Below are 12,013 nucleotides of genomic sequence, written 5' to 3' on the forward strand. Positions count from 1 at the left end.
ACATATGTCAGGTCTGTTGCGTATCTTAAAATGATGATCTATTGTCGTGCCTGCTGTCTCGTCATCAGTAACATTAGAAAGGAGATGACAACAATCGAGATTGTCCAAGCCCAAGCCATGGGCTGATTCCCCGAATCTACCGCAACATAAATAGCTGTTGGCACGGTCTGTGTTTTGCCCGGAATGTTGCCTGCAATCATCAAAGTTGCACCGAATTCTCCAAGTGCACGGGCGAAGCCCAGGATGAATGCCGTAATCAATGCCCGGCCCGCAAGCGGTAGCGTAATGTAACGGAACACCTGCCACTCATTAGCTCCGATCGAGCGTCCCGCATCCTCCAGATCACGGTCCACTCCGTTAAAACCGGATTTCATAGTCTGATACACCAATGGAAAAGCGACCACTACAGAAGCAATGACCGCTGCCCACCATGAAAAAATGACAGGGGATGAGAAGATCGTCTCTATCCAACGTCCGACCAGACTTCTGCGACCCAGAATAACAAGAAGTAGGAATCCTACCACCGTTGGAGGCAGTACAAGTGGAAGCATGAGAATGGTCTCTAGCACAACTTTCCCGCGAAATGCTGTACGTGACATTTTCCAGGCGACGGCTACTCCCATGATAACGGCTACTACACTGGATAACAGCGCTACTTGAAGGGACAAACGCACAGGGGGCCAGAATACGGACCAGTCTATCGCAGGTATGTTCATTCGGGTACGGAGAAGCCGTATTTTGCAAAGATGTCCAGCACTTCTGATGTCTGCAGGTAAGCATAGAACTGTTCGGCTTCTGTGCGATGTTTCGTACCATCGATGATGCCCAGCGGATAATTCGCCGGTGTGTAGCTGTTTTTATCCACTTCAAACGCAATTTTTACCTGCTTGGAAGTCATTGCATCTGTTTTATACACCAACCCAGCATCCGCATTACCAGTTCCTACATATTGCAGAACCTGCCGGACGTCTTTACCTTGCACAAACTTCTCCCCAAGCTGATCCCATAGCTTTGCATGGGTCAGAGCTTCCTTCGCATACGTTCCCGCAGGAACGCTCTCTGGAATGCCTATGGCTACAGTTTTGATACCTTCACGCGTCAGATCGTTCTCACTGGTCACGATGTTTGTCCCATCTGCCGGTACAATAACCACTAGTGAATTTTGCAGGAGGTTCTTCTGGTCTGTGGATGCGATGAGATTCTCATCAACTAATGCTTTCATATTTTTGGCTGAAGCGGATACGAAAATGTCCACAGGTGCTCCCTGCTCGATCTGCTGCTGCAAGGCACCAGATGCCCCGAAGTTAAAGTTCAGGCTGATATTGGGATTAGCTTGTTCAAAGTTCGCCTGGATTTCTTGCATGGCATCGGTCAGACTCGCAGCAGCGGATATGGTCAGCTCGACTTTTTCCTGCGGCTCTTGTCCTGACGATGCTGTATGGTCACCTGGCGCTGTTGGTACAGAGGACCCTGAAGGAGTAGCAGAAGACGCCGCATCCTGTCTATTCACATCTTCCTTGGCTCCGCAACCTGCCAGCACAAGCGCCAGTCCCAGGAACACGCTCCCAAGTAGATATCCAATTCTTTTGTGCATCCGTTCTCCCCCAAAATTATGTTTAGTTATAACTAGATATAATTGATTATAACTAATTATACACAGAACACATAAATTAGGAAGGTGACTATAATCACTTTCAATATCTAAGCTAGTATGTCAGCTTTATATTTGTACGTTCTCAGGTTTATGCACGTCTTCATTTAATGGTATAGTACAAGAAATCCCCTTCTTATATGTGGGTGGTCAATACTCGTTATATAGAATTACTTCTGCAAAGGTTTGTTTAGTATGATAACGATAGGATGACTCGTACAGGCTGTTACGCCTTTTATAATTATAGAGGAGGTTCTTCACCAATGACGGAGGAGCAATCCTACACGACCGAAGACATAGCTAGACTGCTGAAGATATCCAAATTAACCGTCTATGACCTGATCAAAAAGGGAGACCTTGTCGCCTACCGAGTAGGCAAACAAATGCGTATCGATGCTGCCGATCTGGAGGCCTACAAGCGTCGCTCGAAGCAGCTCCAGTCCCCTTCACACGTGCAGCATTTTCCATCGTCAGGAGCAACGCCAGAGCAACCTTCGACTGAACTTGTCCAGAAACTGAACCAAGCTGGAGGATCATTCACGGGGACCAGTCACAGAGAGCTTCAGACAATGACATCTCAGAATATGGGAGTATCTTCATCCCAAGCGGCGGTACGTCATCTGGTCATTACAGGGCAGGATGTGAGTCTGGATATTCTGATGCGTCATATGGAGAAGAAATCACGGGATATTCGTCCACTACGCTCCTTCATGGGCAGTCTGGATGGACTAATCTCCATGTATCGGGGGGAATCCGATCTGGTAAGTACTCACCTGCTGGATGGAGACACTGGGGAGTATAATCTGCCGTATATTCGTAAGATTTTAACAGGCTGGTCCTATGTTGTGGTTAACCTGTTGTCCCGCCCTGCTGGTCTATATGTTCCGCGTGGTAATCCACGTCAGTTGAATGATTGGACCGATCTAAGCCAACCTGAACTGCGCCTGGTGAATCGAGAAAAAGGTTCTGGCGCTCGAGTGCTGCTGGACGAGCAGCTTCGGCTGCACAGCATCTCTGCTGCGGGAGTACTCGGATATGATACGGAAGAAACAAGTCATATGGGCGTAGCTGCCAAAGTCAGCTCCGGCGAAGCCGATGTAGGTGTGGGCATTGAGAAGGCTGCCCGCCTTGTTGGGCAAGTCGATTTCATTCCGCTGGTACAAGAGCGCTATGACTTGGTCATGCTGAGAAAACAGGGGAATGAGGCCTGGATTGATTCTGTTCTACACATCCTTCAGTCTGCGGAGTTCAGGCAGGAATTACGAGCGTTCGAGGGTTACGATGTCTCACGGACGGGTGAGGTTTTATACGAGGCATAGTCTTGAATTGCTTCCCCCTCACCCATATTATCACCCACTATTCAGCATCTACAGGCCACGGCAACGGGTTATCCAATTGCCCCCAATCCGCCAGCATCTCTTCATCGCTGAGCAGACATTGATCCAGTTCATCTTCAATGGTGGATCGTTCCATATGGATGCCGATCATGACCAGTTCGGTTTGGCGATCGCCCCACTGTTCATCCCAATTCGCAAGCACATCAGGCTCTGTCCGCAAAATGTCTTCCTTGTCTGCTTCGGGTAGCGCGGCAACCCAATGCCCGGCAGGACCGAATTGAATGGATGGACCCGCCTGACTGAGGCTGGCGGCAACATCTCCCTCAGCGGCCAGCCATACCAGACCTTTGGCACGTACAATCTCTTCGGGCCAGTAACTCATCCATTCAGCCAGACGGGAAGGATGAAACGGTCTCCTACGGCGATACACAAATGATCCGATACCATATTCTTCGGTCTCTGGCGTATGAGTCTCTTTTTGAAGCTCCTGAATCCACCCTGCCGACATACTCACTTGATCAAAATCAAACCGTCCAGTATTCAGAATCTCTGCTGGATTCACCTGTCCATTCACGGTACGAATGATTTTCGCACTCGGTTGTAACTTGCGAATAATGCCCTCCAGCTTGTGAAGCTCCGATTCCTCAACCAGATCACATTTATTCAGCAATAGCACATCACAAGTTTCAATCTGATCCATGAGCAGATCTACGACATCACGGGTATCTTCATCTCCGGTAGCCTGGTTCCGATCTAGCAAACTTTGTCCCGAGGCATAATCATGCCAGAACCGATTGGCGTCAACGACGGTGACGAGACAATCCAGCTTCGCCAGATGTGTCAGATCAATGCCTGTCTCTTCATCGGCATATGTAAATGTCTGTGCAACCGGAACAGGTTCGCTAATTCCTGTCGACTCGATCAGAATGTAATCGTACTTGCCTTCGTTCACTAGCTTAGCAACCTCTTGAATAAGATCATCACGAAGGGTGCAGCAGATACAGCCGTTGGACATCTCTACCAGTTTCTCTTCTGTACGGGATAGCGTTCCCTCGCCTTTGACCATAGCTGCATCGATATTAACCTCACTCATGTCGTTCACGATAACAGCTACTTTCAGCCCTTGGCGATTGTGCAGCACATGATTCAGAACTGTTGTTTTGCCTGATCCAAGATAACCACTGAGAACGGTAACCGGAATTTGCTTTTGTTTCATATATCTCTACTCCTTTTCAAAAAATCTCCTTTTAGATGAAGCTGATTTGCACGACCATTCCCATTGCAAGCCCTCCCCAAGAAAAACCAAGCTTATTCATCTCATTGCTGCTCGGTAGCCACTTTACGCCGTTCATAGGCAAATAAAATCATCAGCGCTCCTAGAATGGCACAGATCATGTACATAAATGAATAGGAGGATAGATCTGCGACGGGCCCCATAACTACGCCGCCCAGTGATATCCCCAGATCGGCTGTTGCAATAAATAAACCCATCAGTACATTTCGGTTCATGAGAGGTAACACAAAAGACAAATAGGTCGTAAGCGTTGGATATAAGATCGCTTGAGCCATTCCCATCAGCACAGCACCTATATAGAAGAAAACTATGCCTCCGCTAACCGAAAAGCTGACGCACTGTGCTGCAACAGCCAGCAACAACATGGTTGCCATCATAAACGGTGAATGCCACTTCCCGTCCGAAGGAATCCGTTTGCGAAGCACTATTCGTGCCAGCACCACTGTACCCGCCTGCAGCATCAGATATACTCCCGCATTACCGCTTGGAACCTGACTGGCATATAGGGGAATAAACGTAGTGACTGCGCCAAATACAACCGATGCACTCAGCATGAGCATACTGCAACGGAATAATAATGGATTTTTCACAAGCTGTCCGAAGGAGTCCCACATGTTAAAACTTTGCCCTATAGGTTCAGTAGCAGGCTGCGGTTTCTCCTTATTTTTCTCCATCTTGGCAGTATATCCGAACACACCCGTACAGACAGCAATGCCGATCAGCACCACGGTAAAATAGTGCATCCCTCCGGCCTGCCAAATGGCTAATGCAAGCACCGGGCCAATAATGCCTGGAATATAACTGAACAACGAATAATAAGAAATACCCTGCGAGCGGTCTTTCTCTGGCAGTGCATCAATGATGCCAATCTGCAGTGCCATGGAAAAAAAGGCCGTCGATATGCCTTGTAAAATGCGAGCTATCAGATAACCGCCTAGTCCTGTAAACGTGTATAGCACCAATGCCAATCCATTGATGACCAGAATAAGCCGCAGAATTTTAATCGGTCCATACGTTTGAATCATTTTACCTGCCCAAGGTCTGAAAAACATCGTTGTAAACATATACGCCCCCATAATTAACCCAATGGTCGTACTGCTTGCACCGAGGTATGCCCCTTGCAACGGAATGATTACGTTCAGTATGGCATTGGCACTAAAATAGAGAAGCACTAAAATGTATAAACGTAGAAAAGGCCAAGACATTGCTCCCCTCACAATGGGTGTTCCCCCTCTCTCTCCAACATCTCTGATCTTGGCGACTCCGAACGCTCCTCTCTGTTTCACCTATGCAACGCACCACGTCTTTACTATAAGGAGATGAGATGATTCAACAATTGTTGGGCATAACTCGACTGCACATTCCTTAACTGATCAACCGAAACCGTCTCTTCAATCTGCCCCTCTCTGAAAAAAACAAGCCTGTCGCAGATGTAGGCTGCCGCCTGAATATCATGCGTAATGAAGATATAACTCATCTTGTACAGGTTCTTGAGCGATCTCAGCAATTGCAAAACCTGAATCTGAACGGACACATCCAGTGAACTGACAGCTTCGTCCAATACAAGGTACTGCGGTTCTATAGAGATCGCTCTCGCGATACAGACTCGCTGTGCTTCCCCGCCGGACAGCTCATGCGGGTACTTGTGTCGGTACGAAGAGTCCAGTCCGACTTGGGCAAGCAGCGTATCCACTATTGCTGGAGGATGCTGTCTCTGCCCCGCCTTTTTCAGTGCTTTCATCGGCTCCATGATGGCATCCTGCACTGTCAGAAATGGATTGATCGAAGAGGTATAGTTTTGAAAAACGGCGCTGATCCGGCCCATGCGAGCACGACGATCCTTCACATCTTTTCCCTGTAGCCGGATGGTACCGCGATCCGGGCTCTCCAGCCCAAGCATCAATCGAGCTAGTGTCGATTTGCCGCTGCCACTCTCCCCGATAATGCCGAGGCATTCGCCATGCCGGCATTCCAAAGTCACCTTTTTCAACACCTGCTGCCGTTGCTTGGAGAACAGTCCACCCTGTACATATGATTTCTCGACCTCATTTACCGTCAGCACCTAAGACCCCTCCTCCATTAATGCTTTGAAATGATTGCTCAGTTCCAGCCGGGTCGAGACCAGATAACGGGTATATGCATGTGCCGGTTCTTGCAATACAGACTTCATCCTTCCCTGCTCCACAATCTGTCCATCTTTCATGACGAGCACATCGTCCGCAATCTTCTGAACAACGCCCAGATCATGCGAGACAAAAATCATGGAGCAGCCGATACGTTCACGCAGCTGAATCAATTGCTCCAGCACTTCATATTGGGAGATGGTATCCAGCGCCGTGGTCGGCTCATCCGCGATGATTACATCCGGTTCCAGTACAAGTGCTAGCGCAATCATAATTCGTTGCAGCATACCGCCAGACAGTTGGTGCGGATATCGGTTAAGAATCTCTGCCGGATTGCGGAGCCTGACACTTTCCATCCCATGGCACATTCTCCGCTCCAACTCACGAATGTTCCAGTTATAATGCGTCTGCAACGTCTCCCGGATATGCACACCGACTACACAAGAGGGATCGAACGCACTCATACCATGCTGTAAAATCATACACAAATGCTTGCCCCTTCTGCGCCGCATCTCCTGCTCCGAGAGCTGATTCAGGTCTTCACCTTGAAACCGGATCATTCCCGTTTGACGAAGATGCGATGAGTTGAGCCGCATCAAAGCTCTGCACGTGACCGATTTGCCGCTACCGCTCTCCCCGACAATCGCCATGCAACTCCCTTTCCTCACCTTAAATGAACTATCCTGAATGAGCACTTGATCTGTACGGGTATCCCATACCTTAAGCTGTTCAACCTCGACTATATTCATAAGCTGCCTTCCTCACCTCTCTTTCAAGAGACATACCCGGTTTACCTGAAAAGGTCATAAGTTTCGGATCGAGAGCTACTTGAAGAGCGTCCGACAACACATTAAAAGCCGATACAACAACAATGATCGCAAGTCCCGGAGCCAGCATCAATTCAGGTCTGGAGAACATGACTTCCCTCGCTTCATTCAGCATCATGCCCCACTCGGCATGAGGAGCCTGAATGCCAAGTCCCAGAAAGGACAGTCCAGACACCTGAAGCATCATCGAACACATCGCACCACTGGAAATAACGGCAATATCCGCAAAGGTCACCGGTATGATGTGCCGCATCATTATGGTCAGATTCGGTATACCGGAAGCTTGGGCGAATTTCACATACTCCATATCCGTAAATTGCATCACGGATGACCGAATGACACGCGCAAACCAGGCCCATTTCATGCAGACAAAGGCGATCAGAATATTTTCCAGTCCCGCCCCCAAAATGCCAACTACCGCCAGTGTCATCACATATCCGGGAAAAGACAACATAATATCACAGATTCGCATCAACCACGCATCCACTTTACCTTTGAAATACCCTGCGACAAATCCTGCTGCCGCACCAATCAGTACCGAGAAACCGAGTGCCGCCAGCACCCATAACACACTCGGTCGGATACCGTAGATCAGTCTGGATAACACACATCGGCCGAGGTGATCATTACCCAGGAGATAAGGCCAGGATGGTGAGGCATAGCGAAGCTTCATGTTGACTGCTCCAGGGTCATGGGGTGCAAAAAGAGGAGCACATACGCCTAAAATTATCGTTACAACAATGATGGTAAAAGAGGTCACAGCAAGCTTGTCACGGCTTAGATTTTTGAATATACGCATCAAGATTCCTTTCTTAAACGAGGATTCAGCGCAGCATTGATCATGTCCGAAAGCATATTAAACAGTACAAACGTCACCGCCAAAATAAGCACATACGCCTGAATGATTGGGAAATCCCGGCTCAGGATAGACTTTACACTTAGCCGTCCAAGTCCTGGCCACGCAAATACATTTTCAATAACGACGGTACTGCCCAGCACAATAGGAATGGCCATGCAGAAGATAGATACAGCCACTTGCAGAGAGTTACGCAACATGTGCAGTATGACTTTCCGCTCACTCAGGCCGCTTGCGCGGGCATAAAGCACATAGTCCTCATTCATGTTGCTCAGCATCGCGCTGCGAACTGTCCTGAAATAAATGCCCGTATAACTAACTGTGATCACCACCACAGGTAGAATATAGCTGCGATAAGAATCCATTCCACTTGTTGGAAGCAGGTCAAGTTTCACAGAAAAATACCAGATCAGCATTGCTGCAAGCCAGTAAGATGGCATCGCTGTTAGGAAAAAGGAGACACCTCTGACCGATTGATCCAGCAGCTTACCTTCTTTCAAGGCACAGAGTACACCCAGCAATATGGATAACAATATAATGAAGACGGACGATACCAGCGTGAGTTTTAATGTATTCAGCAACGCCGGCCCGATCAAAGACCACACCGGTTCACCCGACACATAAGAATAGCCGAAGTCAAACTGTACGACAGCCGTGATCCAATCCAGATAACGAATAAGGAAGGGCTGGTTGAATCCCAATGCTTCATTCGTTTGAGCGACTAGTTCATCGGTGATCTGCGGCACATCTTGTGCCTGAAGGACCACAAAAGCCGGATCGAGTGGAGAGAGGTTGATTAACAGAAACGTAATCAACGAAGTAATAACCAGCAAAGGAATCGTGAGCAGCAGTCGTCTTGCAACATAACTTCCCATGGCCCTCTCCCCTCTACTCAAATTTCATTTTTTCAAATGGCAATTCAAACTGTGTCTGTTTAAAGGTAATCCCTTGCAGACCTTTCGGAGCAACAATAGTGACACGCCCGTTCGTAAGCGGGATGAACACCGCTTCATCATGTACAATTTTCAGAATATCAGCATATAGCGCTATTCTTGTTTCTTCGTCCGTCGAACTCATCACCTGATCGATTTTTCGATACAAATCTTCTGCTCCGGCAATGCCGCTCGTCGTATGTTTGTATGCAGAATCCGATGTAAACGCGGCGATGGTGCTCTGCGGGTCATATGCCAGGCCCCAGGTCTGGTTGAACAACAGATCATATTCCCCGGTCGCTCTCCGGTTCGCAATGGAAGAGGATTCTTCCCCTTTCAGATCCAGATCTATCCCGATCTCCTTCATCGCGTATTGGATGAACTCCGCCTGCGTCTTCTGAGAAGATGAGTTGCTGTCGTAATAGAGCTTCATCGCTAACGGTTTGCCACTCTTCGTACGGACTGTTTTCCCCTCTGTCCATATCCAACCGGCCTGATCCAACAGACGTTTAGCTGCTTCGGGATCATACGCTCGAACCTTCAAATCTACATTGGCGTAGTTCACATTAGATGAAAATAACGTGTCTGCCACAGTCTGTGTACCATTAAAAATATCTTTGCTAATCGTCTCCCGGTCAATGCTCATCCATAACGCTTCCCGCACCGCTTTTTCGCGAACCGGGCTGCTCTGGTTGCTGCTGTTCGCCACAATCATCGCTGTGTTCATCGCCTCACTTCGCACCACCTGATATTCGCCAGATGCAGCGAGCTGATCCATCGCTTCTACATCTATGCTGTCCGCTCCGCGATCATCGGTGAATACAAAGTTAATCTCGCCCTTTTGTAGTGCCAGAAATGTCGTTTCCCCAGCCGGAAGTACTTTGGCTGTGATTCTCTGGATCGCAGGTTCACCGCCCCAATATTCCGGATTGGCTTCAAATGTAGCGTTCTCCTCAACCTTATGCCCCGTCAGCTTATAGGGTCCAGTCCCGTGGTAACCGTTAACTCCATCGCTGGTTCCGCCATTGATGAAGTCCTTCGGTGAGATAAAAACATACGGTCTGGTCATGGACAACTCCACCAGAGCAGGATAATAGGCATCTGACAGAACCAATTCCACCGTGTACTCATCCTTTACTCTGACATCCTTCAGCTTGGTGGAAAGTTTGATCCAGGCATGTTTCTCCGCATTGGCCTGAACCGCTTCTAGATTCTGCTTGACTGCCTCGGCGTTAAAAGGCTCGCCGTCATGGAACTTCACCCCTTTTCGCAGATGAAAGGTATAGGTTCTGCCATCCTTCGAGATGTCCCATGATTCTGCCAGCAATGGCTTGATTCCCTCAGCTGTGTTCTCAACGAGGGATTCGTACACCATACCTTGTGCAGGCATGGACCCGGTGTACAGATGTGGATTCATATCATTGATATCTTTAGCAGATGCATAGACAATTTCATTGGTGACCCCGCTGACTTGTGATGCCGCTTGGGTATTTTTCTTCATGTCATTCTGAGCACAGCCCGAGACGATCGCCATGACAGCGACCAGTGTTACGACCCGTGATAAAGTATGGTTTTTTCTCACTACGGTCCCCCCTGATAAGTAAGTTAGATTCAAGCTGTTCCATGCATTACATCACGCCACTTCCACTGCAGCCCCATCTCTTAAGACGTGAGACTAGATCCTACTACACGGTGAGTCCATTGCAGATCATATCAATATCCTGTTGAAACGACTGGATCACAAACGCTTTGGACAGGCGCTGCTCTGTGTATAAACGTGTGACTTCCTGAAGTTTCGCTTCATATATGGCAATGAAATGATCAATGGTTGGACAATCGACATTCACATATCTGGCGATGCCTTGAATGATTTTGATACGGTAATAATCTTCTTTCGGCATTCTGGGAACGTCGAGTTCTCCCTCACGGTTCATAAATATCCGGCGGAATGGTACGGCTGAGAAGTCAAAATAGGTTCCAGCAGCATCCGGCTGCGAGAACGGATCAATCAATAACGAGGCGTACCGTATGTACAATAGAAACTCTTGATGGATGGGCTGGAATTGACAAAATTGATCGATATCCTGACGTGACAAACTCTCTAATCGAACCGGATAATTGTCATCCGTCATGAACTGCAGCAGATTCACTCCCTGAATATGGAGTCGGTCTGTAATCTGTTCGATCTCCTGCCACTGTGACCGCATACTACGAATCAGTGCTGGTGTAATGGGCCCTTCAGGATATAACTTGTAAACATATGTTTGAACCCCCTGTTCACCGAAGATCGCCTCTAACGAAAAATCATTCATAAACAATGGTGGATGTACATACAGCGAAATATTTCTCGTTTCGGCTTCCAGCGGAGAAGACATGATTGCCAGTGAAATATGCAACCGCTCGAACAACTCACACAAACGTTGCACATAGCCTGAAGAGGGAACCGTTGAGCCAATATAGACCTTCTTTTTAACCCCTGTTGTGATGACCTCATTGGACGGCTCTTCGTGCATCCAGCGAGTATCCCCCAGATAAGTGGAGAAGCTGATGATTTCAGGAGTTGCATCCCGCGCAAGCATATACTGCCTCACCAGAAGGCTGGAACCAAAGGTTGGAGAAACCAAAATGACGCATTTCAGTTGTTTGATGAACCGAACATGGATTTGCTGTAATACATCGATATACGCATCGGTAGTGACAGCTAAAATAATCGTATCCCACTCCCCTTCAATCGTGCTGTAACCTTTAAACACTTGATCCACCTTACATTCCCCTGCCAAAGGATGATGCTTCTCATTTTGAATGGTTACCTGCATCTGCTGCTGGCTCTCTTCGAGTGATGCATAGAATGATGCTGACCGCACCGATTCTCTGCCCGCCAAACCAATGTGACAGTCCAAATACATTTTAAGGACGACCGCAAGCTGTATGGACGCAGGCCCTGTACCGCATAACAGAACTCGTTCAATGTCGCTCATATAGACCTCCTTTGT

At 48.1% G+C, this 12,013-nt stretch carries 11 protein-coding genes; 1 reads left to right on the forward strand and 10 read right to left on the reverse strand.

Annotated elements, in window-relative coordinates:
* Nucleotides 1–38: 38 nt before the first annotated feature.
* Complete coding sequence (modB, locus tag PQG66_RS18805; RefSeq protein WP_272039335.1) at nucleotides 39–716, reverse strand: molybdate ABC transporter permease subunit; 678 nt, start codon at nucleotides 714–716, stop codon at nucleotides 39–41.
* Nucleotides 713–1,594 carry a molybdate ABC transporter substrate-binding protein gene (gene modA, locus PQG66_RS18810; protein WP_272039336.1) on the reverse strand — a complete coding sequence of 294 codons (882 nt, stop codon included), beginning with the start codon at nucleotides 1,592–1,594 and terminating at the stop codon, nucleotides 713–715. Before modA ends, modB begins: the two co-directional genes overlap by 4 nt.
* Nucleotides 1,595–1,914: 320 nt before the next feature.
* On the opposite strand from modA, the gene PQG66_RS18815 reads away from it, so the two are divergent.
* Entirely contained in the window at nucleotides 1,915–2,970 is a 1,056-nt protein-coding gene (locus tag PQG66_RS18815; RefSeq protein WP_272039337.1) for a helix-turn-helix transcriptional regulator, read from the forward strand.
* Between the two features lie 37 nt (nucleotides 2,971–3,007).
* Here the strand turns inward: PQG66_RS18815 and PQG66_RS18820 are convergent, their stop codons facing one another.
* The 8 genes from PQG66_RS18820 to PQG66_RS18855 all read right to left on the reverse strand — a co-directional run bounded on the left by PQG66_RS18820 (nucleotide 3,008) and on the right by PQG66_RS18855 (nucleotide 11,998).
* A complete protein-coding gene (locus PQG66_RS18820; protein ID WP_272039338.1) occupies nucleotides 3,008–4,204 on the reverse strand; it encodes a GTP-binding protein in 1,197 nt (398 codons plus the stop codon).
* A 101-nt stretch (nucleotides 4,205–4,305) separates the two neighbouring features.
* Complete coding sequence (cntE, locus tag PQG66_RS18825) at nucleotides 4,306–5,499, reverse strand: staphylopine family metallophore export MFS transporter CntE (protein ID WP_272039339.1); 1,194 nt, start codon at nucleotides 5,497–5,499, stop codon at nucleotides 4,306–4,308.
* 92 nt (nucleotides 5,500–5,591) lie between these two features.
* Complete coding sequence (locus tag PQG66_RS18830) at nucleotides 5,592–6,344, reverse strand: ABC transporter ATP-binding protein (protein ID WP_272039340.1); 753 nt, start codon at nucleotides 6,342–6,344, stop codon at nucleotides 5,592–5,594.
* Nucleotides 6,345–7,154 carry a staphylopine uptake ABC transporter ATP-binding protein CntD gene (gene cntD, locus PQG66_RS18835; RefSeq protein ID WP_272039342.1) on the reverse strand — a complete coding sequence of 270 codons (810 nt, stop codon included), beginning with the start codon at nucleotides 7,152–7,154 and terminating at the stop codon, nucleotides 6,345–6,347.
* Entirely contained in the window at nucleotides 7,135–8,031 is an 897-nt protein-coding gene (gene cntC, locus PQG66_RS18840) for a staphylopine uptake ABC transporter permease subunit CntC (RefSeq protein WP_272039343.1), read from the reverse strand. The genes cntD and cntC overlap by 20 nt, the downstream gene beginning before the upstream one ends.
* On the reverse strand, nucleotides 8,031–8,963 hold the full coding sequence (opp1B, locus tag PQG66_RS18845; RefSeq protein WP_272039345.1) for a nickel/cobalt ABC transporter permease: 933 nt from the start codon (nucleotides 8,961–8,963) through the stop codon (nucleotides 8,031–8,033). The genes cntC and opp1B overlap by 1 nt, the downstream gene beginning before the upstream one ends.
* Nucleotides 8,964–8,976: 13 nt before the next feature.
* Nucleotides 8,977–10,602 carry a nickel ABC transporter substrate-binding protein gene (gene cntA, locus PQG66_RS18850; RefSeq protein ID WP_442955129.1) on the reverse strand — a complete coding sequence of 542 codons (1,626 nt, stop codon included), beginning with the start codon at nucleotides 10,600–10,602 and terminating at the stop codon, nucleotides 8,977–8,979.
* Between the two features lie 103 nt (nucleotides 10,603–10,705).
* Nucleotides 10,706–11,998, reverse strand: coding sequence for an opine metallophore biosynthesis dehydrogenase (locus PQG66_RS18855; RefSeq protein ID WP_272039346.1), 1,293 nt, complete (start codon nucleotides 11,996–11,998; stop codon nucleotides 10,706–10,708).
* Between the last annotated feature and the right edge of the window lie 15 nt (nucleotides 11,999–12,013).

Origin of the sequence: Paenibacillus sp. JJ-100 (assembly GCF_948329825.1) — a bacterium.
Lineage (GTDB): Bacteria > Bacillota > Bacilli > Paenibacillales > Paenibacillaceae > Paenibacillus.

Coding starts and splice junctions, on each gene's coding strand:
- modB (WP_272039335.1), bottom strand. CDS start 716: ATGAACATACCTGCGATAGACTGGTCCGTATTCTGGCCCCCTGTGCGT.
- modA (WP_272039336.1), bottom strand. CDS start 1,594: ATGCACAAAAGAATTGGATATCTACTTGGGAGCGTGTTCCTGGGACTG.
- PQG66_RS18855 (WP_272039346.1), bottom strand. CDS start 11,998: ATGAGCGACATTGAACGAGTTCTGTTATGCGGTACAGGGCCTGCGTCC.
- opp1B (WP_272039345.1), bottom strand. CDS start 8,963: ATGGGAAGTTATGTTGCAAGACGACTGCTGCTCACGATTCCTTTGCTG.
- cntD (WP_272039342.1), bottom strand. CDS start 7,154: ATGAATATAGTCGAGGTTGAACAGCTTAAGGTATGGGATACCCGTACA.
- PQG66_RS18815 (WP_272039337.1), top strand. CDS start 1,915: ATGACGGAGGAGCAATCCTACACGACCGAAGACATAGCTAGACTGCTG.
- PQG66_RS18820 (WP_272039338.1), bottom strand. CDS start 4,204: ATGAAACAAAAGCAAATTCCGGTTACCGTTCTCAGTGGTTATCTTGGA.
- cntC (WP_272039343.1), bottom strand. CDS start 8,031: ATGCGTATATTCAAAAATCTAAGCCGTGACAAGCTTGCTGTGACCTCT.